This is a genomic window from Stenotrophomonas maltophilia (assembly GCF_023518235.1).
GTDB lineage: Bacteria > Pseudomonadota > Gammaproteobacteria > Xanthomonadales > Xanthomonadaceae > Stenotrophomonas.
This window is the reverse complement of sequence record NZ_CP090423.1, coordinates 116,792-142,244: the sequence shown is the minus strand read 5'-3', so window position 1 is coordinate 142,244 and position 25,453 is coordinate 116,792. Positions and strand designations below refer to the sequence as shown.

Below are 25,453 nucleotides of genomic sequence, written 5' to 3'. Positions count from 1 at the left end.
CGGCACTACCATTCACGCTTCGCGGACCAGCACCCCATCACGCATCCGGTACTGCGCATCCACCACGCCTCCGGGCAGATCATCGTGGGTGATCATCAGCAGGCTGCGACCGTCCAGCAGCGCGGAAAGATCCTGCAACAGCGCGCGCGCCGTATCCACGTCCAGGCCTTCGGTCGGTTCGTCCAGCAGCAGGATCGGCGCGTTGCGCAGCAGCGCACGCGCCAGTGCCAGGCGCCGCGCCTGGCCAGCCGACAGCGTCGCGCCGTTCTCGCCCACCCAGGTCTGCAGGCCACCGTTGTGCTCGGCCCATTCGCCCAGGCGTACCCGGCGCAGCACCGCCCACAGCGCGGCGTCGCTGGCATCGGGATCGCCCAGCCGCAGATTCTCGGCCACCGTTCCGGCAAACACCGGTGCGTTCTGCGGCAGCCAGGCCAGCTGCCGATGCCATTCGGCCTGGGCGAAATCGCGCAGATCACGGCCGCCATAGGTCAACCGTCCCTGCTGCGGATCCCACAGGCGCAGCAGCAGACTGGACAGCGTGGTCTTGCCGCAGCCACTGTCACCGCGCACGGCAATGCGTTCGCCCGGCGCCAGGGTCAGCTGTACACCGGCCAGTACCGGCCGCGCTGCACCCGGCCACTGGAAGTGCACGTCATTCCAGTGCACACGCGCCGCCTGCGGCACCGGCTGCGGCGCCTGCGGGTCCTCCACCGTCAGCGGCTGCTCGACAATGGCCTGCAGGCGATCGGCGGCGATGCGCCCGGATTGCAGCGACTGCCAGGCCAGGCCCATGCCCGCCCATAGCTCGATCAGCGCGACGGTGAGGAAGACCAGGCCGGCCGCCATTTCCGCCGCGATGCGCTGCTGCTCGGCAGCGTGCAGGGCCAGTGCCAGCATGGCCACCAGCCCAAGCCCGGCGACCAGCCCATGCAGCGTGGAGCCGGCAATCAATCGCCAGCGCCGGCGCCGGTCGCGCGAGGCCAGCTGCTTGGCCGCCACCCGCACCTTCAGCTGCCACGCTGCATCGGCATGCAGCGCGGCCAGATCGCCCACGCCTTCCAGCCCCTCGAAGGCGGCGGTGCGCAGCGCGGCGCGATGCGCGGCGCGGTCGGCCTCTTCATCATCGCGGCCGCGCACGCCCAGCCACGGCACACCGAAGGCGATCAGCACCGCCAGTACCGCCAGCAGCAGCGCCGCTGATGGCAGGATCATCGCCGCCGAAGCAATCGCCACCAGCGACAATCCGCCCAGCGCCAGCAGCGGACCGATGGCGCGCACCAGCAGGCCATCGACCTCACCGATGTCACCGAGCAGGCGTGCCAGCAGGTCGCCGGTACGGGTGGCGCCCAGCCGGGCCGGTGCCAGCGGCAGCGCGCGGCGGAAGAACCACACGCGCAGGTCGCGGGCGATGCGCAGGGTGGCGTCGTGGCCAACCAGCTTCTCGAAGTAGCGCGACACGATCCGGGCCATGGTCAGGCCACGGATACCGGCCGACGGTGAGAAGAAGTTGAAGCCCTGGCCGAGCCCGGCCGCACCGGCCAGCGCAGCCGCGGTGAGGAAACCACCGGACAGGCCCAGCAGTGCGGTACCGGCCAGCATCGTGGTCCACAGCAGCAGCACGGTCAGCAGCAGGCGCGGCCGATGGCGCAGGAACACCGCGCGCAGCGAATCGGGCGAACGGTTCATGCGCGCACCGCCTGCGCCGGTTCGACCAGGCGACCTTCTGGCAGCAGCAGGCAGCGGTCGGCCCAGGCGATCACGGTCGGGCTGTGGGTGGCCACCACCACACTGCGCCCGCGCGCATACGCGGCCAGGCTGCGCAGCAGTGCCGCTTCGGTATCGGCATCGAGGAAGGCGGTGGGTTCGTCCAGCAGCAGCACCTGCGGGTCGCGCAGCAGCAAGCGGGCCAGGGCGATGCGTCGTGCTTCGCCACCGGACAGGCCGAAACCGCGCTCGCCGATCACCGTATCCAGCCCCTGCGGCAGGCGCTGTGCGAACTGCAGCACCTGCGCGGCCTCGGCGACCGCACGCAGGCGCGCGTCGGTGGCCCCGGGATCGGCCAGCCGCAGGTTGTCGGCGATGCTGCCGTGGAACAGGTACGGGCGCTGGCTGGCATAGGCCACCTGGACGCCGGGGCGCACCTGCAACTTTCCGGCGCGCGGCGGCAACCAGCCGGCCAGCGCTTCCAGCAGCGTGCTCTTGCCACTGCCACTGGGGCCGACCAGGGCCAGCCGCTGTCCCGGCTCCAGCAGCACGTCCAGATTCTGCAGTACATCCTGCGGCGCACCCAGCGGGCGCAGCACCAGGCCGCGCGCCTGCAGTGGCGGCAATGCGGCCTCGGCCGGCTCCACCGCCAGCGGTACGGTCTCGTTCTCGACCAGGTTCTGCTCATCGGGCAACGACTGCAGCAGACGCTCTACTTCGGCCGCGGCGGCCAAGGCATTGGCGCGGTCGTGGTAGTGCGCGGCCAGGCGCCGCAGCGGGGCGTAGAACTCCGGGGCCAGCAGCAGGCAGAACAGACCGGCGCCGAGGCTCGGCACGCTGGCGTGCAGCGACATCATGCCCAGGTAGCTCAGGCCCAGGTACAAGGCCACCATCGCCACACTCACCGAGGCAAAGAATTCCAGCACCGTGGACGACAGGAAAGCGATGCGCAGCACCTTCAGGGTACGCACGCGCACGCCCTCGGCCGCCGCCTCGATGCCCTCCAGCTCGGCCTCGCCGCGGCCATACAGGCGCAGCAGGCCCAGTCCCTTGATGCGGTCGGCGAAATGGCCACTCATCCGCGCCAGCTCTCCCAGCTGCGCACGGCCGGCGGCCTCGGCGCCCCACCCCACCAGCATCATGAAGAACGGCACCAGCGGTGCGGTGAACAGCAGGATCAGCGCCACCACCCAGTCGACCCAGGCCACTGCGGCCAGGATCAGCAGCGGGACCACCACCACTTCGGTCCGTACCGGCAGGAAACCACTGTAATAATTCTCAATCGCATCGCCGTGATGCAGCATCAGTTCGCCCAGCTCGCCGGTGCGGCGCTGGCGCAGCCATAGCGGGCCATGGCCCAGCAGGCGGGCGAACACACGCTCGCGCAATGCCAGCCGTGCGGCATCGGCCACATCGCCGGCCGCCGCCTGGGTGGCGCTGCCCAACAGGGTACGCAGCACCAGAATCAGCGCCAGCGCACCCAATACCGGCAGCCCCGACGCCAGCGCGGCATGCTCCACCAGCACCTGCTGCACCAGCCAGGCGATGCTGGCGGCCTGCCCGATCAGCAACGCGCCCGACACGCTGATGCACAACGCGGCCAGGCGCTGACGACCGCGTGCGGGCCGCGCCAGATCGGCCAGCCAGGCCGTGCGCGCGCGCCGCTGACGGGTGGTTTCAGCGTCCGGGGACAGACTGGCGGAAGTCGTTTCGGCAGCGCTCAAGGGGTCTTCACGGTCAACGGGGGAGACACGGCATTGTAGGCGCAGGCAACAGCCCGCCCCTGCGGCCGGCGGTCGCAGTCTTCATCGGGTTCGCATACGATCCCTTCGCAGACCTGTTCATACATTGATCTGGATCAAGGCTTTCTGAAGTAGTCGGTCACATCATTCACGTCGTAGACCACCCTTCCCGCCACCTGCAACGGCACTATCCAACGAGGTAGCCAGGCCATGATTGATCAGACAGTCGTAGAACTGTCGCGGCTGCAATTCGCGCTGACCGCGATGTACCACTTCCTATTCGTACCGCTCACCCTCGGCCTGTCCTTCATGGTGGCCATCATGGAGAGCGTGTACGTGATGACCGGCAAGGAGATCTGGCGCAGGATGACCCTGTTCTGGGGCGTCCTGTTCGGCATCAACTTCGCCATGGGCGTCGCTACCGGCATCGTCATGGAATTCCAGTTCGGCATGAACTGGTCCTACTACAGCCACTACGTCGGCGACATCTTCGGTGCGCCGCTGGCCATCGAAGGCCTGATGGCGTTCTTCCTGGAAGCCACCTTCGTCGGCCTGTTCTTCTTCGGCTGGAACCGCCTGAGCAAGGTCAAGCACCTGATGGTGACCTGGCTGATGGCGCTGGGCACCAACCTGTCGGCAATCTGGATCCTGATCGCCAACGGCTGGATGCAGAACCCGACCGGTGCGGTGTTCAACCCGGAAACCATGCGCATGGAAGTGGTCGACTTCATGGCGGTGGTGTTCAACCCGGTGGCGCAGGCCAAGTTCGTGCATACCGTCAGCGCCGGCTACGTGACCGGTGCGGTGTTCGTGATGGCGATCAGTGCCCTGTTCCTGCTGCGCAACAAGCACAAGGACCTGGCCCGTCGTTCGTTCGCGGTCGCCGCGGCGTTCGGCCTGCTGTCCTCGCTGTCGGTGGTGGTGCTGGGTGACGAGAGCGGTTACGCCGCCAGCGAACACCAGAAGATGAAGCTGGCCGCGATCGAAGCGATGTGGGAAACCGAGCGTGCGCCGGCCGACTTCACCGCCTTCGGCATCCCGAACCAGACGACCCACCAGAACGACTACGCGGTAAAGATCCCGTACCTGATGGGCCTGATCGCCACCCGTTCGTTGAACCAGCCGATCCCGGGCATCCTGGAACTGGTCGAGCGTGCCGAACACCGCGTGCGTGGCGGCCAGCTGGCCTACGGTGCGCTGGAACGCCTGCGTGCCAACAAGAACGACGTCGAAGCGCGCGAGATGTTCGACCGCCACTGGCAGGATCTGGGCCATGGCCTGCTGCTCAAGCGCTACCGCGATGACATCCTCAACGCCACCCCGCAGGAAATCTCGCAGGCGGCGATGGATACCGTGCCGCGCGTGATGCCGCTGTTCTGGACCTTCCGCGTGATGGCCGGCCTCGGCTTCTACCTGATCGCCTTCTTCGCACTGGCCTTCTACTACTCCTGCCGCAACAACTTCCAGGACAAGCGCTGGTTCCTCAAGGTGGCCCTGTGGACGCTGCCGGCACCGTGGATCGCCATCGAATGCGGCTGGTTCGTGGCCGAGTACGGTCGCCAGCCGTGGGCGGTTGATGGCGTGCTGCCAACGTTCTATGCGGCATCGGGCCTGGCCTTGCACGAAATCGTGCTGACCCTGGCCGGCTTCACCGCGATCTACACCGCGCTGATCGTGGTCGAGATCAAGCTGATGCTCAAGGCGATCCGCAAGGGTCCGGACGAGGTGCTGCCGTCGCTGCAGTCGCCCCAGCCGCATGCTTCCCACAATGCCTCGGCGCCCGCCGCCGGCCAGGCCTGAGGCAGGAGAACCACGATGGATTTCATTCTTCTGGACTACACCACGCTGCGCGTGATCTGGTGGCTGCTGCTCGGCATCCTGCTGATCGGCTTTGCCGTGATGGATGGTTTTGACCTGGGCGTGGGCACCCTGCTGCCCTTCGTCGCCCGCAACGATGCCGAGCGCCGCCTGGTGATCAACACCATCGGCCCGGTCTGGGAAGGCAACCAGGTGTGGCTGGTGCTGGGCGGTGGTGCGATCTTCGCCGCGTGGCCGCCGCTGTACGCGGTCAGCTTCTCCGGGTTCTACCTGGCGATGTTCGTGATCCTGTTCGCGCTGATCCTGCGTCCGGTCGGCTTCAAGTTCCGCAGCAAGATGCCCAGCGAACGCTGGCGCAACACCTGGGACTGGGCGCTGTTCATCGGTGGCTTCATCCCGGCGCTGATCATGGGCGTGGCGGTGGGCAATGTGCTGCTGGGCGTGCCGTTCCACTTCGATGACAGCATGCGCATCTTCTACACCGGTTCGTTCTTCGGTCTGCTGATGCCGTTCGCGCTGCTGGCCGGCCTGCTCAGCGTGTCGATGCTGGTCGCCCACGGTGCCGCCATGCTGGTGATCAAGACCGACGGCCCGGTGGCCGAGCGTGCGGCCCGCTTCGGCAGCATCGCCGCGATCATCGCCTTCGTGCTGTTCGCGGTGGGCGGTGCCTGGGTGGCCTTCGGCCTGCCCGGCTACCAGATCACCTCGCAGGTGGTCACCGATGGCGCCACCAACCCGCTGCTGAAGACCGCCGAACTCGGCGCCGCCGGTGGCTGGATGCGCAACTACAGCACGATGCCGGCCACGATCCTGGCGCCGCTGCTGGGCCTGGCTGGCCTGCTGGCCAGCGCGGTGCTGCTGCGCGCCCGTCGCGGCGGTCTGGCCTTCATCGCCTCCGGTGCGGCCATCGCCGGCATCATCCTGACCGTCGGCTTTGCCATCTTCCCGTTCCTGCTGCCGTCCTCGAGCCAGCCCACCTCCAGCCTGACCGTGTGGGACGCCTCGTCCAGCCACCTGACCCTGTGGATCATGCTGCTGGCCACGGCGGTGTTCCTGCCGATCATCCTCGCCTACACCACCTGGGTGTACCGCGTGCTGAAGGGCAAGACCACCAGCGAAGAGATGGGCAACAACCCGAACGCATACTGATTGACGGTGTGCCGGGCCACGCTCGGCACACCCCTTGAACAAAGGAGATTGACCATGTGGTATTTCGCCTGGATTCTCGGTGCCGGCCTCGCCTCGACGGTGGCCATCCTCAACGGCATGTGGTTCGAAGCCCGCGAGCAGAACCGCATCGAGAAGGAAAATCGTCACTGAGCCGTAAAAAAGCCTTGCCGCCTTGGCCTTCACACGGTATCTTAGGCGGCTCCTTCGGGGTGTAGCTCAGTCTGGTAGAGCGCTACGTTCGGGACGTAGAGGTCGCAGGTTCGAATCCTGTCTCCCCGACCACTCATGTGGTCGCATTGAAGCCTGGTGAAGTCGTCCAGGCTTTTTTGTTCCCTGAAGTGGCACTGCTTCGGCAGTGTGAAGAAAACAGCATTTACCCCTTGCCGCCATCGGGGTAGATCGCTAGAATAGGCGGCTCCCTTCGGGGTGTAGCTCAGTCTGGTAGAGCGCTACGTTCGGGACGTAGAGGTCGCAGGTTCGAATCCTGTCTCCCCGACCACTTCGGTGGTCACCAAGAAGCCTGGAAGACGACAGTCCTCCGGGTTTTTTTGTGCCTGTTGTTCGGGCGCCCTGCCTGTGAAGCGCTGCAACGGGGCAAGGCTGCCGCCCTGCCCCGTCACACGGCCCGACGTCAGCAGGGCCGCACGTTGAGGCCGGCGTACAGGCCCAGCGCGCGACTGGCCTGGATCAGACCCTCGATCACGCGGTCGCCCACGTCCTGGTCCGGCCCACCATCCTGCCGCGCCCGCTCGGCCGCCAGCAGAATGGCATGCACGGTGAGCAGCCCGGCCAATGCGCAATCGGCATCGGCCAGGGCCATGCAACGGCCGGGATTGAGCTGGCGTTCGGGCCAGGGCCGTCCATCGGACGCGCCCCCGCTGTCGATACCACGCAACTGCGCGACGAAGGTGATGGGCTCGCCTGCCGCGTCGGCATTGGCCGGCGCGTGACCGGTGGGCGGGAAAGAAGTATCAGAGGTCTTCATGGGCATTCTCCATGCAAGGAACACGGTGATGCCGCCAGACAAGGGCGGCGGGCGATACGTGGCTGCAAAAACCCGGCCTCAGCGTTCGGGCGGATGTGCTTGCGCACATCCCCACGCACCGCCCGCCATGGAACGCGGACGGAATGCCAGCCGGCGCCGCGCGAAGCGACGCCGGCTGGCAAGCGTAAAACACGCTGAAGCTCGGGTTTGCAGTCCCGGCCACCCTTTTCCGGTGGCATGCGAAGGTGTAAACGCCAACGCACGATGCGCCAATGGGCAAACACGCCACCGCAACAATTCGTACGATTCGCGACATTGTTGCACAGCGCCTGTAGACGTCCAGAACGAAGCGGCGCAAAGGCTTGGCGGGTGTTAAGCCACTAGCGTCGCTGTGCCTTGCAGCAGGATGAGAGTCGTGCGGATTACGTCACCCTGCGCGCGGCAGAGGCGTTGCGTGAGGGTGAGGGCCGGTCGTGGCTGTGCTCAGCCCTTGAAGTGGGGATCTGTCACCGGCAGCAGGTCGTAGCTGGCCAGATCCATTTCGACGCGGTGCACCTTGTCGACCTGCGCGTCGTCGGTGGGGTCGAACACGCCCGGTACAGAGACGATCACCGTCCCCAGGCCATCAACCGGATGGACCGAGTGTGCGTCGCGGATCTGCGCGTGGGTGATCTGCGCGGGCACGAAGCCCATCCAGCCAAAGAACTGACGGTGCTGATACAGACGCCGGCTGATCTGGTAGTTAACAAGTTCATTTTCGAGCGTTCTAGCCTTGACATCTGTACAAGCGAATTCTGGCTGAATCGCCTTCACCGATTCGATCAATGCATTGAGCATGACTGACGAAGCAGCTTCTCCGAAGGCTGCGATCCCTTTAATACTGAAACTATTGCGTCCTGATGTTGGGTTCAAGTCGAGCACAACCACACCGGGCTTTCGCCAATCCCGATCATTGTCAACGTTGGCCAGCATCAATGAAGCTCCAAGCTCTTCATAGTGGCCGAAACGGCTACGACTGCTCTCAATACGGCTCCTCATTGAACCCAGCAAGGCATCGGCGTCTTGCAGGGACACATACTTATCTGCGGGACCCGAGGGCAACGCATACCAGCTCTTCAATAATGAGTGCGTCCGCGCCAGGCTTTGGGTAAGTCCCCTGGCCCTACTCAGCACCTCCTCGGGTGTACGGGAGGTCGGCTTTGTGCGCAGATTGGCTTGAGCGCCCAGAATCATGCATTTCCTCCAAAGAACGGCTCGTACCTGCAGAGAAGTGGATCGACAAAATCCATTGTTATCGCCGCACTCATCACCCGCGGCTGCATGAAACACCACAAAAGTTTGGCTGATGCCCCGGCGATCCCAATCGCGGCACGCTGCCTATCCATTTGCTCGCGCCATGGACCGAAGACACTCTGCCGAACGAAGCCATACTTCACGTCTCCATGTTCATCCAGAAACTGGTCATACCTCCCCTTCGCCTCCACCACCGTGCAGTCCTTCAACCAGAACCCATCAAACTCGCAAGCGTTGAAGTGCCACTCCTGCACGGTGCGTGAGAACCCACCGCGTTCAAGGTAGTCAAACAACGTATCCACCGAGAACAACCGCCGATCAGGATCCGCCTTGTCGGCGACCATGAAACCAAACCGCAGTGGTGCCGAGCGTAGATTGGCGATGTACAGCTGATACTCGTAATTGATCAGATTGCTTTGGGTCACATAGCGCGGGGTCAGGGGTGGACCGATGAACCCCTCCTTCAGCAGGCACTCGTTGCACGCGGTTTCGTCGGGCATCTGCGAGCAGTCCACCTCCCGCGCCTTGACCTTCGGCTCAGCGCGCGCATCCGGCTTGGCTTCACCGCGCACCCGCCGCTGGATGCCATCCACCACATCGCGAATGCCATCGACCACGTCACCGGTGGTCGGCCCACCGTGGGGTTCCACCGGATGGCCGTCTTCATCCACGCCGCCGTTGCCGCCTCCCATGCCGGGCCCAAGCCAAGGCCGCGGGCCGATGATTCTGGTGCCCATCGTTACTCCTGGTGTCCTGCCAGATTCGACAGCAGATCAGCTGCTGCCAGATTCGGATCCTTCGCGGTGCGCATCCACATGTCCGCGGCCGGGACGGCCCGCAAGCCGCGCGCCCACGCCACGTCCGCCTTCACCCAGCGCACCAGCACCTGCAGGTGAGTGATGCGCAGCACGTAGGCGGCATGGTCATGGCTTTGCACTACCTCATCCATCAATGCGCCATCGCTCAGATGACCCACCCTGCCGGGGTACTCCTCGCGAATCTCCCGGCACAACAACTGGAAAAAGGTGGAGGGGTCAGGCAGACGCAGCAGGGCCTCCTGTAACGCGGCGTCGAACACAGCGTGCCTCCCGCATCAGCACGGGCGCAGGCTGGCACTGCAAGGGTTTGGCTGGATTGCGGCGAATACGTGACGCACATCAACCGCCGCCCTCCAGCGATGCAGATCGCGACAAATCGCGCCGACAGGACCGGGCCCCGCCAGCCACGTACAATGGCGCCTCCCCCACCCTGCCGCGTCGGCGTAGACCGATGCCGGCCCTGCATGCCAGCACTCCGGCGTGCGTCACCTGCAAGGACCACCGATGAGCTCCTCCCCTTCCGATTCGCCGTCGCTGCTGCACGGGCGCCTGCTCGCCTTCGCCGCGATCCTGCTGGCCGCAGTCAACCTGCGCACCGCCGTCACCTCGATCACGCCGCTGCTGGACGTGCTCGGCCAGCAGTTCGGCTTCGGCACCACCATGACCGGCGTGCTGGGCATGCTGCCGACCGCCTCGTTCGCCCTGTTCGGCGTGGCCACACCGGCCCTGGCACGGCGCCTGGGCCTGGAGCGCACCACGCTGCTGGCGATGGTGATGGCGATGGCCGGCCTGCTGCTGCGCTCCAGCGCCGGCAATGTCGGCACGCTGCTGCTGGGTTCGGTGCTGGCGCTGGCCGGCATGGGCATCGGCAACGTGGTGGTGCCGCCGCTGGTGAAGCGCTACTTCGCCAACAAGGTCGGCACCATGAGCACGCTCTACATCAGCGTGCTGCAGCTGGGCACGATGCTCCCGGCCCTGCTGGCGGTGCCGGTGGCCAACGCCGCCGGCTGGCGCGTGTCGCTGGGCATGTGGGCTCTGCTGGCGCTGGCCGCCGCATTGCCGTGGCTGATGCTGGCCCGGCGCGCGCCGAAGCCGCAGGCCGATGCCACCGACCCCTCCGCGCAGCCGCATGGCAAGGTCTGGCGCACGTCGCTGGGCTGGAGCATGACGCTGATGTTCGGCATGACCTCGCTGATGACCTATTCGATGTTCACCTGGCTGCCGCGCATCGTGGTGGAGGCCGGCGGCTCGCCGGCCTTCGGCGGGGTGATGGTGGCGGTGTTCTCGGCGCTGGGCCTGCTGCCCTCGCTGGTCATTCCGTCGATGGCGGTGCGCCTGCAGAACCCGTTCCCGCTGGTGCTGATCGGCTTCTTCTCGTTCGTGATCGCCTTCACCGGCCTGCTGCTGGCACCGATGAAGGCCCCGCTGCTGTGGGCCTGCCTGCTCGGCGTCGGCCCGTCCACGTTCCCGCTGGCGCTGACCCTGATCAACCTGCGTACGCGTACCCCCACCGGCTCGGCGGCGCTGTCCGGCTTCATGCAGGGCGTGGGCTACAGCTTCAGCTGCCTGGGGCCGTTCCTGGTCGGCTGGCTGCACACCGTCAGCGACGGCTGGACGCTCCCGTTCAGCTTCCTGTTCGGCTGCGCCACGCTGATGCTGTGCGCCTCCTGGGTGGCGTGCAAACCGCGCAAGCTGGAAGACCTCTGGTAAGCCGTGCCGGCCACCTTGGCCGGTCCCGACGGGCGCTTACCCGCCTTTCCGGGAAATTTGACGCGCAACTGACAATTCCGGGCGGATAGTGCCCACGAGTGCCCATCCTTGCCGCGTGCCGGCATTGGGCACGGGGGCGGCCCGGCCGCCCAGGCCACCACTCGGTGCGCGGGGGATTCTCGTTCAAGACATGACATCGCGGGTCGCTGTCCGGGTTGTACCCGTCCTGACTGGGCGGGAGTGCACGAAGGGAGTGACGCAGGGCACGGCCATCCAGAAATCTGGCATGTGATGTGCGTCACATTTTTCACGGTTGTCTGGTCAGGAAGCCAAGGGGGTCCCCAATGGTCGTCCACCGCCGGCTGGCGCTCTGCGTCGGCCTCGCCTGCTCCGCGCTGGCCTGGGCCAGCGGTGCCGCGCCGCCGGACCGCGAGGCGGCGCTGGCCGAGATCGGCCGCTACCGTGACCAGGCCCGCTGGCTGGACGCGCTGGGCGCGATCGAACGGGCGAGCCAACAACAGCCCAATGACGACCTGCTGTTCAAACTGCGCGTCCTGACCCTGGGCGACATCGGCAATGCGTGGCGCGCCTGGGAGCTTTACCAGCAGCGGCCACAGCTGTTCGACGCTGCCCAGAAGCAACGCCTGGAGGGCGACTATCTGGCCAAGCTGGTGGTCTGGAGCCTGGCCTACAGCCGCAGCGAAGACAGCCGCCTGGAAGAGGCCGAATCCACGCTGGCGCGCATGCAGCGCTATCTTGGCGGCGAAGGCACGCCACCGGCCCAGGCTCCGCTGCGCATCCGCATGGACCGCCTGATCCTGCTCAACCGGCTGGGGCGCCACGCCCAGGTACGCGAGGAAGCACGCGCCCTGCAGGCCGAGGGTCACACGCTGCCCGACTACGTGCTGCCTGCGGTGGGCGATTCACTGATGGGAACGCTGCACCCGCAGGAAGCCATTCCGGTACTGCAGGCCGCGGTGGCCGGCGACCCCACGCGCGATGCCTCGCACTCGCAACTGGCCTACGCCTACCTGGAAAGCGAGCAGCAGGAGAAAGCCATTGAGCTGTTGCAGGCGTGGCGTGACAAGGAACCGGCCTGGCGCTGGAGCAATGGCAAATCGCCGTATGCGAACTGGTCGCGCTACGAGGCCGACCTGAATCTGGCGATGGTGCGCGCCTACAGCGGCGATCTGTCCACCGCGCAGCACGACCTGGAATCGATGGTGGATATCGCGCCGGGCAACGGCGGCCTGCAGAGCGCACTGGGCAGCGTGTACATGATGCGCGGCTGGCCACGCCGGGCCCTGCAGCGGCAGCAGATGGCGCACGCGCTCGACCCGCGTGACGTGGAAGCGCGGCTGGGCATGGAAGAGGCCTACGTCGCCCTGCAGCGCGATGACCTGGCGCGACCGCTGCACGACGACCTGGTCGCGCGCTACCCGACCCAGCCGGCGGTGCAGCGCATGGACCAGGCGTGGCGCGTGCATCGCGGGTGGCAGGTGCAGGCATGGACCGACATCGGACGCAGTTCCGGTGGTGGCGGCACTTCACCCTTGGGCAACAATGATCGTCGCTATGGCGTGGAAGTGCAGTCACCGATCCTGGACGATCGCTGGCGGCTGTTTGCCTTTGCCGACCGGCGCTCGGTCGACTTCCAGGACCAGCGCATCGACCCGCTCTGGCTCGGCGCAGGCGTGCGCTACCGCTTCGGCCAGCTGGATGCGGAAGCGGCCGTGCTGCGCGCCAATGACCATGTGGGTGATACCGGCCTGCGCGCCGGCGTGGGTTGGCAGTTCAACGACTACTGGCACGCCGGCCTTGCGGCCGCGCGCAATGACCCGGAAGCGTCGATGCAGGCGCGCGTTGCCGGCATCACCGCCGACAGCCTGAGCGCGCGGGTGGACTACCGGCGCAGTGAGCTGACCCACTGGATGTTCGGCGCCAGCCGCTTCCGCTACGACGACGGCAATCATCGCGAGCTGTTCAGTACCGCCCTCGAGCAGCGCCTGCTGACCCGACCGCGCTGGCTGGTCGACGGCCTGGCCAGTGCCTACACCAGTCGCGGCAGCCGCGCTGATGCGCCCTATTTCAACCCGTCACGCGACCGCATGGTCGAGATCGGGCTGCGCATCGACCAGCAACTGTGGCGGCACTACGAACGCCACTTCCGGCACCGGCTGACGGTTTCGCTGGGGGACTACTGGCAGGACGGCTTCGGCAGCGCGCTGGTGCCATCGGTGTCCTACCAGCATGAGTGGCAGCTGGGGCCGGGCCGTGTGCTCGAGTACGGCGTGCGCTGGTCGCGGCCGGTCTACGACGGCCACCGCGAACGCCATCTCGGCTTCGAAGCCGCATTGCGCTGGGGAGACTGACATGGCCCGCATCCTGCGACTGATCCTGCTGCTGTTGCTCAGCACCGCACCGACCGCAATGGCACAGCAGGCCGCGCATCTCGATGCGGCCGACAACGGGCTGCTGATCCTCAGCTACCACGATATCCGCGACCAGGTGGCCGCCAAGGGCGATGCCGATACCTATGCGGTGAGCACGCAGAACTTCGCCGCACACCTGGACTGGCTGGGGGCGCATGGCTACCACCCGGTGTCGCTGTCGCAGGTGATCGATGCCTCGCAGGGCCGCGCCACGCTGCCACCACAGCCGGTGCTGCTGACCTTCGATGACGGCCTGCGCAGTGTCTACGACAAGGCGTTCCCGTTGCTGCAGGCCTATCGCTACCCGGCCCTGGTGGCGGTGATCACCGACTACATGGACATGGCGCCGGGCCGCACCATCGACTACGGCTACCGCCCGTTCGGCCACGACGATTTCCTCACCTGGGCGCAGCTGAAGCAGATGCATGACAGCGGCCTGATCGAAGTGGCCAGCCATACCGACAACCTGCACCATGGCGTGCTTGCCAATCCGCAGGGTAACTCCACTCCGGCCGTCGTGACCCGGGTCTACTCGCCTTCCACGCGCAGCTATGAGACCCAGACGCAGTACGAACAGCGCCTGCGCGCCGACCTGACCCGCAGTGCGCAGCGGATCGAGCAGCATCTTGGCGTACGCCCCCGCGCGATCGTGTGGCCGTACGCGGCCTACAACCAGCTGAGCAACGACATCGCCGAGCAGCTGGGAATGCCGGTGTCGTTCGACCTGGAGGGGCGCAGCACACCGGTCACCCGTGACCTGCACGGCCTGGCGCGTTTCCTGGTCAGCGACAACCCGACCGTGGAAGGACTGGCATTCGAACTGCGCCGCGACGCGGCACTTGATGGCATCCGCGCCCTGCAGATCGACCTGGATGATGTGTATGACCCCAACCCGGCGCAGCAGGCGCGCAACCTCGACGCGCTGATCGAACGGGTCAAGCGCATCGCACCCACCCACGTCTACCTGCAGGCCTTCGCCGACGCCGACGGCAACAACACCGCCGATGCGCTGTACTTCCCCAATCGCCACATGCCGATGCGGGCGGACCTGTTCAGCCGCGTGGCCTGGCAGCTGAAATCCCGCGCAGGGGTAAAGGTGTATGCGTGGTTGCCGGTGCTGGGCTTCGAGCTGCCCGACCCGGTGCAGCGCAAGGCATTGGCCATCCACAACGGCGATGCCGATGGCATGTACCGGCTGGACTTCACCAACCCGAAGGCGCGCCAGATCATGCTTGACCTCTACGAGGACCTGGCGGTCAATTCCTACTTCGAAGGCCTGCTGTTCCACGATGATGGCTACCTGCGCGACACCGAGCTGCCGTCGCTGCCGGCGGGGAGCGATGGCAGCGCGCGCACCCAGGCGCTGATCGACTTTACCCTGGCCCTGCGCGACCGCGCGCAACGCTGGCGGCCGAAACTGGCCACCGTGCGCAACCTGTATGCCGAACCGGTGCTGCGCCCGCAGAGCGAAGCCTGGTTCGCGCAACGCCTGGACCTGTTCAACAAGGCCTACGACCAGACTGCGCTGATGGCAATGCCGTGGATGGAGGGCAGCAAGCATCCGGAGCGCTGGCTTGACCAGCTGCTGGCCGCCGTACGCCGCCACGATCCACAACTGCAGCACACGCTGTTCGAGCTGCAGACCGTCGACTGGCGCACGGGCCAGCCGATTCCCGCCGACCGACTGCGCGCGCAGATCCGCCAGCTGCAGGCACAGGGTGTGCACCACTTCGCCTGGTACCCGGATGACTTCATCGCCGACCAGCCCTCCACCCACGATGCCCGTGCGGCCATGTCCGCCGGCAACTTCCCGTATCCGGAGAAGTGACGTGGACATGCATCCGTTGCTGCTGATCCTGTTCCAGTTCGCCTTCTACTACCCGATGGTGATGGCGTTCTTCTGGATGTCCGGCGGTCTGTACTACTACTACCGGCGCGAACGCCATTCGCGCCCACGCAGCGACCCACCGCTGATGGTCGATCCGCCGTTCGCGACCCTGCTGATTCCCTGCCACAACGAATCGGAGAATCTTGACGACACCCTCGGCGCTGCGCTCAACCAGCGCTACCCGACCGATTACGAGGTGATCGCCATCGATGACGGCAGCAGTGACGACACCGGTGCGCGCCTGGACGCGCTGGCGGCCCAGCATCCGCGGCTGCGCGTGCTGCACCTGGACCGCAATCTGGGCAAGGCCAATGCGTTGCGCATGGGCGCGCTGGCGGCGCGCTCGGAGTACCTGGTGTGCATCGACGGCGATGCCATGCTGGAGGAACACGCACTGCACTGGATGGTCTGGCACCTGGTCAGCGGCAACCGGGTCGGCGCGGTCACCGGCAATCCGCGCATCCGCAACCGCTCCACCCTGCTTGGCCGTCTGCAGGTGGCCGAGTTCTCCTCCATCATCGGCATGATCAAGCGGGCGCAGCGCGTGTACGGGCGCATCTTCACCATTTCCGGGGTGATTGCCGGCTTCCGTCGCACTGCATTGCACCAGGTGGGCTGGTGGTCGGACGACATGGTGACCGAAGACATCGACATCAGCTGGCGCCTGCAGCGCGGGCATTGGGACATCCGCTACGAGCCCAACGCCCTGTGCTTCATCCTGATGCCGGAAACACTGAAGGGATTGTGGCGGCAGCGCCTGCGCTGGGCGCAGGGCGGCGTGGAAGTCATGCTTCGCCACGCCCGCTCTCTGCTGAACTGGCGCGAGCGCCGGATGTGGGGCGTGCTGCTGGAGTACGTACTGAGCGTGATCTGGGCCTACACGATGCTGTTCATCGTCGTGCTGTGGGTGCTGGGCAAGTTCTTCCCGATGCCGCCCCAGCTGTACATCGCCAGCCTGCTTCCTCAGTGGCATGGCGTGATCCTGGCGCTGGTCTGCCTGCTGCAGTTCGCCAGCAGTCTGATCATTGACCGGCGTTACGAAACACAGATTGGACGCAACTACTTCTGGGTCATCTGGTACCCGATGGCGTACTGGCTGATCAGCCTTTCCACCACCCTGGTGGCGTTGCCGAAGGCGCTGCTGCGACGCCGTCGCAAGCGCGCCACCTGGACCAGCCCTGATCGGGGAGTACGATGAACACACAGCACCCGTCCAACCGATTCGATTCGCGGATGATCCGCAAGCCACACCGCCAGCCGCGGTTCCAGCGCACGGCCTGGGGATTTGTCACCCTGGCGTTCTGGGGCTTCTACTTCTACCTGTGGGCACCCCTGGTGACGCTGGTGTCGTGGCTGGTCGGCGGCCAGATGGCATGGCAGCAGCTGTATGAGCGGCAGAACCAGTTCGACCCCTATGTGCTGGTGGCGCTGCCGGTGATGCTGTTGTGCGCCAGTGTGCTGCTGATCAGCTGGGCCGAGTACAACCGTGCGCGCTTCCGCGGACGGGACCGGCGACTGCCGCGGCCGCTGGCCAGCGTCAACGAGGTGGCAGCGGACCTGGGCGCCAGTACCGGCCTGGCCGAGCGCCTGGCCCAGTGCAAGGCGGCGACGCTGCACATGGACGAGCACGCACGTCCGGTCGGCATCCGCCGCGAAGTGGTGTAGCCCGACAACCCGGTGGGTGCCGACCTTGGTCGGCACCCGGGTCTCATCCACGCATGGCGTGGATCTACCGGGTCCGAAGGCCTGGCGGCCAGGACATCAGCGGCGGGTCTGCCCTTCGCCACGCACCACGAAGCGTTCGACGGTGAGCGCTTCCAGCCCCATCGGCCCGTACGCATGCAGGCGCGTGGTGGATATGCCGATCTCGCTGCCCAGCCCCAGCTGGCCACCATCGGAGAAGCGCGAGGACGCATTGACCATCACCACCGCCGAGCGCAGCGCATTGACGAAGCGCTCGGCATTGCCGCTGTCTTCGGTCGCGATCACTTCGGTATGGTCGGAGGTGTAGGTCCGGATGTGCGCGATGGCCGCATCCAGATCGTCGACCACGCGCACCGCCAGCACCAGATCAAGGAACTCGGCAGCGTAGTCGTCTTCGGTGGCCAGCGTGCTACCCGGCAACAGGGGGTGCGCATCCGCATCGGCACGCAGCTGCACGCCACGCTCGCCGAGCGCCTGCGCCACGTGCGGCAGGAACGCTTCGGCCACATCTCGGTGCACCAGCAACGTCTCCAGCGAATTGCAGGCCGCCGGCCGGCTGCACTTGCCATCCACCAGCAGGTCAACGGCCTTGCCGAGGTCGGCACTGGCATCGACGAACAGGTGGCAGACGCCCTTGTAGTGCTTGATCACCGGCACCCGCGCATGCTCGGCAACGAAACGGATCAGGCCTTCGCCGCCGCGCGGAATCGCCAGATCGATCAGTTCGTGCAGCTGCAGCAGCTCCAGCATGGCTTCGCGGCGCAGGTCGGTCAGCACGGTCACCGCGGCCGGCGGTACGCCATGGGCCTGCAAGGCACCGGCCAGCGCCTGGGCAATGGCGGTGTTGGAATGGATCGCTTCGGAACCGCCGCGCAGGATCACGCCATTGCCGGCCTTCAGGCACAGCGCCGCCGCTTCTGCGGTCACGTTCGGGCGCGCCTCGTAGATCATCGCGATCACGCCCAGTGGCACGCGCACCTTCTGCACGCGGATGCCGTTCGGGCGCACGTCGTCGCGGGTCACCTGGCCGACCGGATCGGGCAGCCCCGCCACTTCGCGCACCGCTTCGGCCATCGCCAACAGGCGCGGCGGGTCCAGTGCCAGGCGATCGAGCATGGCACTGCCCACCCCCTTGTCGCGCGCCGCCGCCAGATCGCGCGCGTTGCCAGCCAGGATCAACCCGGCGTTCACCTCCAGCGCCTGCGCCATGCCCAGCAGCAGCGCCCGCCGGGCATCACTGTCGAGGCCGGCAACCACCTGGGCCGCGTCACGGCAGGCACGTGCCTGCGCTTGGATATCGCTCATCGGGATGTCCTTCAAACCGGTCATGGCAGCACCAGGTCGTCGCGATGGACGACGCTGCCACCGTAGTTGTAGCCGAGCACGGCCTGGATGTCGCGCGAATGGCGGCCTGCGATGCGGCGCACGTCATCGGCCGCGTACTGGCTGACGCCACGGGCGATGCACACCCGCCCCTGCGGTGCGTCCCAGCACACCTGCACCATGTCGCCACGGCGGAACGTCCCTTCGGCACCGGTGATGCCGCCGGGCAGCAGCGAGGCGCCCTTCTCGCGCATCGCCTGCGCCGCGCCGGCATCGATGAGGATCGCGCCTTCGGCCAGCGGTGCGTGGCGCAGCCAATGCTTGCGGGCCGCTTCGCGGCTGCGCGCGGCATGAATGCGGGTACCGAACAGGCGATCCTGTGCCAGCGCGCGTACCACCTCGCCACTGCGGCCGTTGAACAGATAGGTTTCGATGCCGAGGCGACCGGCCTTCGCCGCGGCCTCCAGCTTGGTGCGCATGCCGCCGGTACCAGCGCGCGAGCCCGCGCCGCCGGCCATCGCCAGCACCTCATCACTCAGCTCTGCGACATCGTGCAGCGGCCTTGCGTCAGCCACGCTGCGCGGGTCGGCGCTATACAGCCCGTCGATGTCGGTAGCGATGAACAGCGCATCGGCATCGACCATCGCGGCCACCGTCGCGGCCAGGTTGTCATTGTCGCCGAGCTTGAGCTCGTCCACCGACACGGTGTCGTTCTCGTTGACCACCGGCAGCGCGCCCAGCCGCAGCAGCTCGCTGAGCGTGGCGCGTGCATTGAGATAGCGGCGGCGGTTGCGCAGGTCGTCGTGGGTCAGCAGCACCTGCGCCACCGGGCGCTCGAAGAAGCGCTGCCAGAGCCCGATCAGCTGCGCCTGGCCCAGCGCTGCCAGGGCCTGGCGTGCGGCCATCGCCGCGCCGGGCTCGTCGGCGCGCGGCAGGATCGCGCGACCGGCCGCTACCGCGCCGGACGATACGATCACCACCTCGCGCCCGGCCAGCACGTTGGCCGAGACAAACTGGGCCAGGCCCAGCGCATGCCGCGGCGACAGGCCACCGCCATCGGCGGCCAGCAGGCTGCTGCCCACTTTCAGCACCGCACGCCGCCACGGCGGCAGCGCCTGTTCCGGGAACGGCGAAGCGACGTGGCTGGCATGCAGGGTCATCAGTCAGGGCCTCAGCGGGTGTTCCATTCGTGCACGGTCAGGTCGGAGGCCTGCATCGTCACCAGCGGATCGGTGGCGACGATGGCCTGCGCCTGCGCCAGGCTGTCCACGTTGCACAGCACGTAGGCGCCACCACTGCCATCGGCGAAGCCGCCGGTCAGCTGCAGCTTGCCCTGCGCCTGCAACGCATCAAGGAAGTCGCGGTGCGGCTGTACGGCCGCCGCGTTGAAATCAGGCCGACGCATGGCCAGCACCAGGTAGACGGTGCCGGCCATCAGGACAGCGCCTGCCAGCGTGCGCGCAGTTCATCCAGGCGCAGATCGGCGGCCGAGCCCGGCGACACGCGTGCGGCCAGACTGCCCTCCGGCGTGCGTCCCTGCCCTGCACTGTCGGCACCGGCCGCCGCGGCCTTGTAGGCCTCGCGGAACGGCACACCGGCCACGGCCGCTTCCACCGCCACATCGGTGGCATACATGCCCGAGTCGATCGCCGCGCGCAGTTTGTCATCGCGCCATTCCAGATTGGCCAGCAGCGCCGGCAGCAGCTCCAGCGCGGCCAGGCCACGGCCGAAACCGTGGAAGATGGCGCCCTTGGACGACTGCAGGTCACGGTGATAACCCGACGGCAGCGACAGCAACTGTTCGATCTCGGTACGCGCGGCGGCCACGCTGGCGTGGGTGGCACGCATCAGCTCGATCACATCCGGGTTGCGCTTGTTGGGCATGATCGAGCTGCCGGTGGTGTACTGCGCCGGCAACGCAACAAAGCCGAACTCGGCGCTGGTGAACAGCGACAGGTCCCAGGCGATGCGGCGCAGGTCCAGCGTGGCACCACCGAGCGCTTCCAGCGCAGCCAGCTCGAACTTGCCGCGCGACAGCTGGGCATAGATCGGCGAGATCTGCATGCGCGCGAAGCCGAGCGCGGCGGTGGTGTGCTCACGGTCCAGCGGCAGATTCACGCCGTAGCCGGCGGCAGTGCCGAGCGGGTTGGCATCCACCAGTGCATGGGTGTCGCGCGCGCGGATGGCGTTGTCGATGAAGGCTTCGGCCCAGCCGGCCCACCACATGCCTGCCGAGGACACCACAGCACGCTGGATGTGGGTATAGCCGGGAATCGGCAGATCCTTCTCGGCCTGCGCACGGTCCAGTGCAACCTTGGCCACGTCGGTACTGACCTGCGCCACGCGCTGCAGCTTCTCTTTCAGCCACAGGCGGGTGGCCACCAGGATCTGGTCGTTGCGGCTGCGGCCAGTGTGGATCTTGCGGCCGGCATCGCCGAGGCGTTCAGTCAGGCGGGCTTCGATGGCCGAGTGACCATCTTCGTACCGCGTGTCCAGCACGAAGCGGCCGTCGCGGAAGTCCTGCGCCAGCACCTCCAGTTCGCGCAGCAGTCCAGCCAGCTCGTCGGCACTGAGGATGCCGATGTGCTGCAGGCCCTGCGCATGCGCGGCGCTGGCGGCGATGTCGTGCAGGAAGAACTCGCGGTCGAGGATCACGTCGTCGCCAGCGAGGAAGGTCTGGATCTGGGCGTCGACAGCGACGCCGGGCTTCTGCCAAAGAAGGTCTGCCATGGGGGCTCCGGAAGGCGGGGTCAGTGCGGGATCGACGTCAGTTCGTCGATGCCCAGCGCGAGATTGAGGTTCTGCATGGCCTGGGTGGCCGCGCCCTTGAGCAGGTTGTCCAGGGTCGCCACCACCACCACCCGTTTGCCGCCCGGGGCCAGGGTGAAGCCACCGACCTGGGCGCCATGGCGACCGGCGATGCGGCTGACCCACGGCGCTTCATCCACCACCTCGATCAGCGGTTCGCCGGCATAGGCCTGCTGGAAGCGTTCGACGATCTGCTCGCGGGTCTGCGCGCGATTCAGCCACAGGTTCGCAGTCAGCGTGATGCCACGGAAGTGCGGCGCGACGTGCGGCATGAACTCGACGGCCACGCCCAGTCGCACCGACACCTCGCGCTCATGCACGTGATTGGTCAATGCATACGGCATCAGGTTGTCGGCCAGCAGTTCAACGTTGTTCTTGTCCGAGGGCGTGGTGCCGGCGCCTGAGTAACCGGACACACCAAAGCACTGCGGCGGACCGGCCAGCAGATCCAGCAGCGGGTGCACCGCCAGCTGCATCGCCGTGGCATAGCAGCCCGGATTGCTGATGTGCTTCTGGCCGTTGTAGCGGCCCCGGGTCAGTTCCGGCAGCCCGTAATACCAGCTGTGGTCGAAGCGGTAATCGGCCGACAGGTCGACGATGACCGTGTCCGGCTTCGCCGCTTCCAGCGCGGCTACGAACGGGGCGGCCAGGCCATTGGGCAGGGCCAGGATCACCGCATCCACGCCCTTGGCCGCCACGGCATCGGCGTCCAGGTTCTCATACTGCAGGTCCCCCTGGAATTCCGGATGGTGATCGGACAGGCGCTGCCCGGCGCGCTCGCGCGAGGACACAAAGGCCAGTTCCAGGCGCGGGTGCGCGGCCACCAGCTTGATCAGCTCGGCGCCGGTATGGCCGCGGGCACCGACGATGCCCAGGGTGAAAGTCGAATCGTTCATGCGTGACTGTCCAGGCGGAACTGCAGGTGGCGCTTCACGCCCTGCCATTCCGCATCGATGATGGAGAAGATGACGGTGTCGCGCGGCGTGCCGTCGGCATGCCGCTTGTGGTTGCGCAGCACGCCATCCTGCTTGGCGCCGAGGCGGGCGATGGCGGTGCGCGAAGTGGCGTTGAACCAGCTGGTTTCCAGCACCACGCTGATGCACCCCAGCACCTCGAAGGCGTGCTGCAGCAGCAGCAGCTTGGCTTCGGTGTTGGCGCCGGTGCGCTGCACGCGCGGCGCGTACCAGGTGTAGCCGAGGCTGAGTCTGGGCACGCTGGCATCCAGATCGTAGAAACGGGTGCTGCCGACGATGTCACCGGCCGCATCACGGATCACGAACGGCAGCACCCTGCCTTCGGCCTGCGCCTGCAGCGCGGCCTGCACATAGGCCTCGGTGCGCTCCGGCGACGGCACCTGGGTGTACCAGAGCTGGTCCAGCCCGCTGCCTTCCAGCGCAGCACGCAGGCCGGGCACGTGCTCATCCTGCAACGGCTGCAACGACACGTGCTGACCACGCAGGGTGGGTACCAGGTTCCAGGCGTCCGGGTTGTTCATCGTTCAGCCCTGCAGGCTCGGGGCGCGCTGCGCGCAGTGTTCGACATAGGTACGGATGCGGTCGATGCCATCGGCGCCGTACCAGAACACCTTCCAGTGGTCCTGCTTGTAGCAGCCATCGGATTCGGCGTAGTAGAAGTGGTTGATCGGGTTGCCGTGGCGCGAACGCCAGAACAGCTGCGGAGTTTCCTCCAGCATCACGTTCCAGACCGCGCGACCCAGGCCTTCGCCCTGTGCATCGTCGAGCACGGCGAACTTGTCCAGGTACACGCCTTCGGCCTCGTCGGTGAGGATCACCGCGGTGCGGTAATTCTCGCTGACATAGGCGCGCAGCAGCCTGGTCTTCTCGAAGTAGTCCGGCACCAGGGTGCGGCCGAAACTGGATTCGATCAGGCCCTTCAGACGCGGCAGGTCCAGTTCGTTCCAGGCGGTGGCGCGCAGCACTTTTTCGCCCTTGCGCACCAGCGTGCCCGAGCCCTTGTGAGTGAACAGTTCCTTGGCCAGGTCGGCCGGCCGGGTGATCGACACCGACGATTCAAGCGGCAGCCGGTCGAGCAGATCCTTGATCTGTTCGATCTTCACTTTCATGCCACCGTGGATCCACGGCTGCGCGATCAGGTGGTCGTACTCGGTGGACAGGTTGATCGAATCGATCACGTTGCCCGCCTCATCCAGCAGGCCACCGGTGCCGGTCAGGAAGATGATCTTGTACGGCTGCAGCTCCTGTACCAGCTCGTTGGCGGCGAAGTCGGCGTTGACGTTGAGGATCTGGCCGCCGGCGGTCTCGCCCAGGCTGGTGATGACCGGGATCGAGCCGGCACGCAGGCTGGCCTCGATCGGCGCCAGGTTGACCTTCTTCACTTCGCCGACCAGGCCGTAGGTATCCACGTCCAGGTACTCGGCCTCGAACACGCCACCGGTGATCGAAGTGGCGCGCGCGCCGTTCTGCTGCAGCGCCTCGACCAGGCGCAGGTTGGACTGCTGGAACACCCGGCGCACGATCGCCAGCGCTTCCGGTGAGGTCACGCGCAGGCCGTTGACGGTCTGCTTGTCGATGCCGGCCGCCGACAGCTCGGCATCCAGCTGCGGGCCGGCGCCGTGCAGCACGATCGGGGTCAGCCCGACTTCCTGCAGGAACGACAGCGACGAGGTCAGCGCGTCGAGATCGTCGCGCAGCACCGCGCCGCCGACCTTGACCACGGCGAAGCGCTTGGCGTCCAGCTGCGAGAAGCGCTTGAGGTACTGGCTGATCTCCTTCGCGCTGGCCATGCTGGAAAGCAGGCGCACGATGGTCTGGCGGGTCTGGCGGTGGGGCTGGAGGGCAGGAGACATTTCGTTTTCGTCGGAAAGGGAAGAATCAGGCGCCGGCGGCGATGATGCGATGTACGGCGTCGGTGTAGCGCTGTAGCTGGTCCAGCGTCACGAACTCATCTGCGGTATGGGCCTGGGCAATGTCGCCCGGGCCGAACACCAGCGTGGTGTAACCGGCAGCGGAGAACAGCGAAGCTTCGGTCCAGAAGTCCACCGCGTTGCCGATCGGCAGCTCCAGCGCATCGGCCACGTCGCGCGCCAGCAGGCGACGGTTCTCGGCCTCGGCGATGTCACCGGCCGGCAGGCTCGGGCCACGGAAGGTTTCGGTGAACAGGGCTGCCTGCGGTTCGGCGAAACCTGCAAAGGTCGCCAGCAACGCGTCGATATCCATCGACGGCAGCGGGCGGAAACCGAAGCGCACTTCGGCGGCCGGCGCGATCATGTTGGCCTTGATGCCACCTTCCACGCGACCGATGTTGAAGCGCAGGCCGGTCAGCCCGCCAAAGCGCGCCGAAGCCAGCGATTCCACATGGTCCAGGGCGCGGTTGCCCCAGCGCATGGCCTGGTGCAGCGCGCTGGCGGCGGCATCCTGCTTGCCGGAGGCATGCCCGGCACGGCCGACGAACTGCATCAGCACCGAGCTGATGCCACGGTGCGCCAGCACCGCTTCACTCATGGTCGGCTCAGCCACCAGCACCGCTTCGTACGGAATGCCGCGGGCCAGGAACGCGGCAATGCAGCGCGGATCGTTGGCTTCCTCGTCGCTGGAGAACAGGAACGCGGCATCACCATCGCTGGCATTGGCCGCAGCCACCAGTGCAGCGGCCGCGCCCTTGATGTCGCACACGCCGAGGCCGACCACGCGGTCATCCAGGCGCCGCATCACGTGCGGGTCGGCACTCCAGTGCGGCGAGTCCGGCACCGTGTCCAGGTGCACGTTGAACAGGTACTTCGGCGTACCGCGCACGGCGTACAGGCTGACCGCACCGGCACCATGGTCGATCACCTCGAGGTTGAACCCGGGCAGGTTGTCGCGCAGGTAATCGAAGATCCCACCGGTGGTGATCGCACGCGGCGGGTTGCGGGTGTCGAAGGACACCAGGGCCTGCAGATGCGAGAGCGTCTGTTCAAGCATGAATCAAAGATCCTGTGGAGTTCCGCCGGGCATGGCCCGGCGCTACCGTAATGCGTCTGGTGGAGAGCCCCCTTCTTGTTGAAGGGGGCGCGCCAACGGCGCAGGGTTAAGGCGGAA

22 protein-coding genes and 2 tRNA genes are annotated in these 25,453 nt (G+C 66.8%); 10 read left to right on the top strand and 14 right to left on the bottom strand.

Features of this window, described 5'->3' with window-relative positions; all coding sequences use genetic code 11:
- Nucleotides 1-12: 12 nt before the first annotated feature.
- Both cydC and cydD read right to left on the bottom strand, forming a co-directional pair.
- On the bottom strand, nucleotides 13-1,686 hold the full coding sequence (gene cydC / locus LZ605_RS00845) for a thiol reductant ABC exporter subunit CydC (RefSeq protein WP_249843477.1): 1,674 nt from the start codon (nucleotides 1,684-1,686) through the stop codon (nucleotides 13-15).
- Nucleotides 1,683-3,428: a thiol reductant ABC exporter subunit CydD gene (cydD, locus tag LZ605_RS00840; protein ID WP_249843476.1), complete on the bottom strand. Its 1,746-nt coding sequence runs from the start codon at nucleotides 3,426-3,428 to the stop codon at nucleotides 1,683-1,685. The genes cydC and cydD overlap by 4 nt, the downstream gene beginning before the upstream one ends.
- Before the next feature lie 228 nt (nucleotides 3,429-3,656).
- On the opposite strand from cydD, the gene LZ605_RS00835 reads away from it, so the two are divergent.
- The 5 genes from LZ605_RS00835 (at nucleotide 3,657) to LZ605_RS00815 (ending at nucleotide 6,933) form a co-directional block, all read left to right on the top strand.
- Nucleotides 3,657-5,246 carry a cytochrome ubiquinol oxidase subunit I gene (locus LZ605_RS00835; protein WP_107230964.1) on the top strand — a complete coding sequence of 530 codons (1,590 nt, stop codon included), beginning with the start codon at nucleotides 3,657-3,659 and terminating at the stop codon, nucleotides 5,244-5,246.
- A 15-nt stretch (nucleotides 5,247-5,261) separates the two neighbouring features.
- Complete coding sequence (gene cydB, locus LZ605_RS00830) at nucleotides 5,262-6,413, top strand: cytochrome d ubiquinol oxidase subunit II (protein WP_107230965.1); 1,152 nt, start codon at nucleotides 5,262-5,264, stop codon at nucleotides 6,411-6,413.
- A gap of 54 nt (nucleotides 6,414-6,467) precedes the next feature.
- On the top strand, nucleotides 6,468-6,584 hold the full coding sequence (cydX, locus tag LZ605_RS00825) for a cytochrome bd-I oxidase subunit CydX (RefSeq protein WP_008268311.1): 117 nt from the start codon (nucleotides 6,468-6,470) through the stop codon (nucleotides 6,582-6,584).
- Nucleotides 6,585-6,639: 55 nt separating this feature from the next.
- A tRNA-Pro gene (locus LZ605_RS00820) sits at nucleotides 6,640-6,716 on the top strand.
- Between the two features lie 140 nt (nucleotides 6,717-6,856).
- Nucleotides 6,857-6,933 (top strand) — tRNA-Pro (locus LZ605_RS00815).
- A 132-nt stretch (nucleotides 6,934-7,065) separates the two neighbouring features.
- On the opposite strand, the gene LZ605_RS00810 is transcribed toward LZ605_RS00815, so the two are convergent.
- The 4 genes from LZ605_RS00810 to LZ605_RS00795 form a co-directional block, all read right to left on the bottom strand.
- Nucleotides 7,066-7,419, bottom strand: coding sequence for a hypothetical protein (locus LZ605_RS00810; RefSeq protein WP_249843475.1), 354 nt, complete (start codon nucleotides 7,417-7,419; stop codon nucleotides 7,066-7,068).
- Between the two features lie 483 nt (nucleotides 7,420-7,902).
- Nucleotides 7,903-8,652, bottom strand: a complete 750-nt coding sequence (locus tag LZ605_RS00805) for an Imm52 family immunity protein (protein ID WP_249843474.1) — start codon at nucleotides 8,650-8,652, stop codon at nucleotides 7,903-7,905.
- Nucleotides 8,649-9,449 (bottom strand): Tox-REase-5 domain-containing protein, encoded by an 801-nt coding sequence (locus LZ605_RS00800; RefSeq protein ID WP_249843473.1) that lies wholly within the window; start codon nucleotides 9,447-9,449, stop codon nucleotides 8,649-8,651. The genes LZ605_RS00805 and LZ605_RS00800 overlap by 4 nt, the downstream gene beginning before the upstream one ends.
- A gap of 2 nt (nucleotides 9,450-9,451) precedes the next feature.
- Nucleotides 9,452-9,790 carry a hypothetical protein gene (locus LZ605_RS00795; RefSeq protein ID WP_249843472.1) on the bottom strand — a complete coding sequence of 113 codons (339 nt, stop codon included), beginning with the start codon at nucleotides 9,788-9,790 and terminating at the stop codon, nucleotides 9,452-9,454.
- Between the two features lie 244 nt (nucleotides 9,791-10,034).
- Here LZ605_RS00795 and LZ605_RS00790 point away from each other — a divergent pair, with 244 nt between their 5' ends.
- From LZ605_RS00790 to pgaD, 5 genes are all read left to right on the top strand, one after another.
- The gene (locus LZ605_RS00790) at nucleotides 10,035-11,240 is read left to right on the top strand and encodes a CynX/NimT family MFS transporter (protein WP_249843471.1); all 1,206 of its coding nucleotides are present in this window, start codon (nucleotides 10,035-10,037) and stop codon (nucleotides 11,238-11,240) included.
- A gap of 344 nt (nucleotides 11,241-11,584) precedes the next feature.
- Nucleotides 11,585-13,612, top strand: a complete 2,028-nt coding sequence (gene pgaA, locus LZ605_RS00785; protein ID WP_249843470.1) for a poly-beta-1,6 N-acetyl-D-glucosamine export porin PgaA — start codon at nucleotides 11,585-11,587, stop codon at nucleotides 13,610-13,612.
- Nucleotide 13,613: 1 nt separating this feature from the next.
- Entirely contained in the window at nucleotides 13,614-15,500 is a 1,887-nt protein-coding gene (gene pgaB / locus LZ605_RS00780) for a poly-beta-1,6-N-acetyl-D-glucosamine N-deacetylase PgaB (protein WP_249843469.1), read from the top strand.
- Nucleotides 15,501-15,507: 7 nt separating this feature from the next.
- Nucleotides 15,508-16,758, top strand: coding sequence for a poly-beta-1,6-N-acetyl-D-glucosamine synthase (gene pgaC / locus LZ605_RS00775; RefSeq protein ID WP_249844975.1), 1,251 nt, complete (start codon nucleotides 15,508-15,510; stop codon nucleotides 16,756-16,758).
- The gene (pgaD, locus tag LZ605_RS00770) at nucleotides 16,755-17,225 is read left to right on the top strand and encodes a poly-beta-1,6-N-acetyl-D-glucosamine biosynthesis protein PgaD (protein WP_249843468.1); all 471 of its coding nucleotides are present in this window, start codon (nucleotides 16,755-16,757) and stop codon (nucleotides 17,223-17,225) included. The genes pgaC and pgaD overlap by 4 nt, the downstream gene beginning before the upstream one ends.
- Before the next feature lie 96 nt (nucleotides 17,226-17,321).
- On the opposite strand, the gene LZ605_RS00765 is transcribed toward pgaD, so the two are convergent.
- From LZ605_RS00765 to LZ605_RS00730, 8 genes are read right to left on the bottom strand one after another with little or no spacing between them, the layout of a single operon-like run.
- Entirely contained in the window at nucleotides 17,322-18,593 is a 1,272-nt protein-coding gene (locus LZ605_RS00765; protein ID WP_249843467.1) for a glutamate-5-semialdehyde dehydrogenase, read from the bottom strand.
- Nucleotides 18,590-19,747 (bottom strand): glutamate 5-kinase, encoded by a 1,158-nt coding sequence (gene proB / locus LZ605_RS00760; protein ID WP_249843466.1) that lies wholly within the window; start codon nucleotides 19,745-19,747, stop codon nucleotides 18,590-18,592. The genes LZ605_RS00765 and proB overlap by 4 nt, the downstream gene beginning before the upstream one ends.
- 11 nt (nucleotides 19,748-19,758) lie before the next feature.
- Nucleotides 19,759-20,022: a YciI family protein gene (locus tag LZ605_RS00755; protein WP_103281852.1), complete on the bottom strand. Its 264-nt coding sequence runs from the start codon at nucleotides 20,020-20,022 to the stop codon at nucleotides 19,759-19,761.
- Nucleotides 20,022-21,317 (bottom strand): argininosuccinate lyase, encoded by a 1,296-nt coding sequence (gene argH, locus LZ605_RS00750; RefSeq protein WP_249843465.1) that lies wholly within the window; start codon nucleotides 21,315-21,317, stop codon nucleotides 20,022-20,024. Before argH ends, LZ605_RS00755 begins: the two co-directional genes overlap by 1 nt.
- Before the next feature lie 20 nt (nucleotides 21,318-21,337).
- Complete coding sequence (gene argC, locus LZ605_RS00745) at nucleotides 21,338-22,291, bottom strand: N-acetyl-gamma-glutamyl-phosphate reductase (protein ID WP_249843464.1); 954 nt, start codon at nucleotides 22,289-22,291, stop codon at nucleotides 21,338-21,340.
- Nucleotides 22,288-22,890: a GNAT family N-acetyltransferase gene (locus tag LZ605_RS00740; RefSeq protein WP_249843463.1), complete on the bottom strand. Its 603-nt coding sequence runs from the start codon at nucleotides 22,888-22,890 to the stop codon at nucleotides 22,288-22,290. The genes argC and LZ605_RS00740 overlap by 4 nt, the downstream gene beginning before the upstream one ends.
- Before the next feature lie 3 nt (nucleotides 22,891-22,893).
- Complete coding sequence (locus LZ605_RS00735; RefSeq protein WP_249843462.1) at nucleotides 22,894-24,222, bottom strand: acetylglutamate kinase; 1,329 nt, start codon at nucleotides 24,220-24,222, stop codon at nucleotides 22,894-22,896.
- Between the two features lie 25 nt (nucleotides 24,223-24,247).
- On the bottom strand, nucleotides 24,248-25,336 hold the full coding sequence (locus LZ605_RS00730) for an acetylornithine deacetylase (protein ID WP_249843461.1): 1,089 nt from the start codon (nucleotides 25,334-25,336) through the stop codon (nucleotides 24,248-24,250).
- Nucleotides 25,337-25,453 lie beyond the last annotated feature (117 nt).

Excerpts from the sequence above, each read along its gene's own strand:
- pgaD (WP_249843468.1), top strand. The coding sequence starts at position 16,755 with ATGAACACACAGCACCCGTCCAACCGATTCGATTCGCGGATGATCCGC.
- LZ605_RS00810 (WP_249843475.1), bottom strand. The coding sequence starts at position 7,419 with ATGAAGACCTCTGATACTTCTTTCCCGCCCACCGGTCACGCGCCGGCC.
- LZ605_RS00730 (WP_249843461.1), bottom strand. The coding sequence starts at position 25,336 with ATGCTTGAACAGACGCTCTCGCATCTGCAGGCCCTGGTGTCCTTCGAC.
- pgaB (WP_249843469.1), top strand. The coding sequence starts at position 13,614 with ATGGCCCGCATCCTGCGACTGATCCTGCTGCTGTTGCTCAGCACCGCA.
- cydX (WP_008268311.1), top strand. The coding sequence starts at position 6,468 with ATGTGGTATTTCGCCTGGATTCTCGGTGCCGGCCTCGCCTCGACGGTG.
- proB (WP_249843466.1), bottom strand. The coding sequence starts at position 19,747 with ATGACCCTGCATGCCAGCCACGTCGCTTCGCCGTTCCCGGAACAGGCG.
- LZ605_RS00735 (WP_249843462.1), bottom strand. The coding sequence starts at position 24,222 with ATGTCTCCTGCCCTCCAGCCCCACCGCCAGACCCGCCAGACCATCGTG.
- LZ605_RS00805 (WP_249843474.1), bottom strand. The coding sequence starts at position 8,652 with ATGATTCTGGGCGCTCAAGCCAATCTGCGCACAAAGCCGACCTCCCGT.
- pgaC (WP_249844975.1), top strand. The coding sequence starts at position 15,508 with ATGCATCCGTTGCTGCTGATCCTGTTCCAGTTCGCCTTCTACTACCCG.
- argC (WP_249843464.1), bottom strand. The coding sequence starts at position 22,291 with ATGAACGATTCGACTTTCACCCTGGGCATCGTCGGTGCCCGCGGCCAT.
- cydC (WP_249843477.1), bottom strand. The coding sequence starts at position 1,686 with ATGAACCGTTCGCCCGATTCGCTGCGCGCGGTGTTCCTGCGCCATCGG.
- LZ605_RS00800 (WP_249843473.1), bottom strand. The coding sequence starts at position 9,449 with ATGGGCACCAGAATCATCGGCCCGCGGCCTTGGCTTGGGCCCGGCATG.
- LZ605_RS00790 (WP_249843471.1), top strand. The coding sequence starts at position 10,035 with ATGAGCTCCTCCCCTTCCGATTCGCCGTCGCTGCTGCACGGGCGCCTG.
- LZ605_RS00835 (WP_107230964.1), top strand. The coding sequence starts at position 3,657 with ATGATTGATCAGACAGTCGTAGAACTGTCGCGGCTGCAATTCGCGCTG.
- argH (WP_249843465.1), bottom strand. The coding sequence starts at position 21,317 with ATGGCAGACCTTCTTTGGCAGAAGCCCGGCGTCGCTGTCGACGCCCAG.
- cydB (WP_107230965.1), top strand. The coding sequence starts at position 5,262 with ATGGATTTCATTCTTCTGGACTACACCACGCTGCGCGTGATCTGGTGG.
- LZ605_RS00765 (WP_249843467.1), bottom strand. The coding sequence starts at position 18,593 with ATGACCGGTTTGAAGGACATCCCGATGAGCGATATCCAAGCGCAGGCA.
- pgaA (WP_249843470.1), top strand. The coding sequence starts at position 11,585 with ATGGTCGTCCACCGCCGGCTGGCGCTCTGCGTCGGCCTCGCCTGCTCC.
- LZ605_RS00740 (WP_249843463.1), bottom strand. The coding sequence starts at position 22,890 with ATGAACAACCCGGACGCCTGGAACCTGGTACCCACCCTGCGTGGTCAG.
- LZ605_RS00755 (WP_103281852.1), bottom strand. The coding sequence starts at position 20,022 with ATGGCCGGCACCGTCTACCTGGTGCTGGCCATGCGTCGGCCTGATTTC.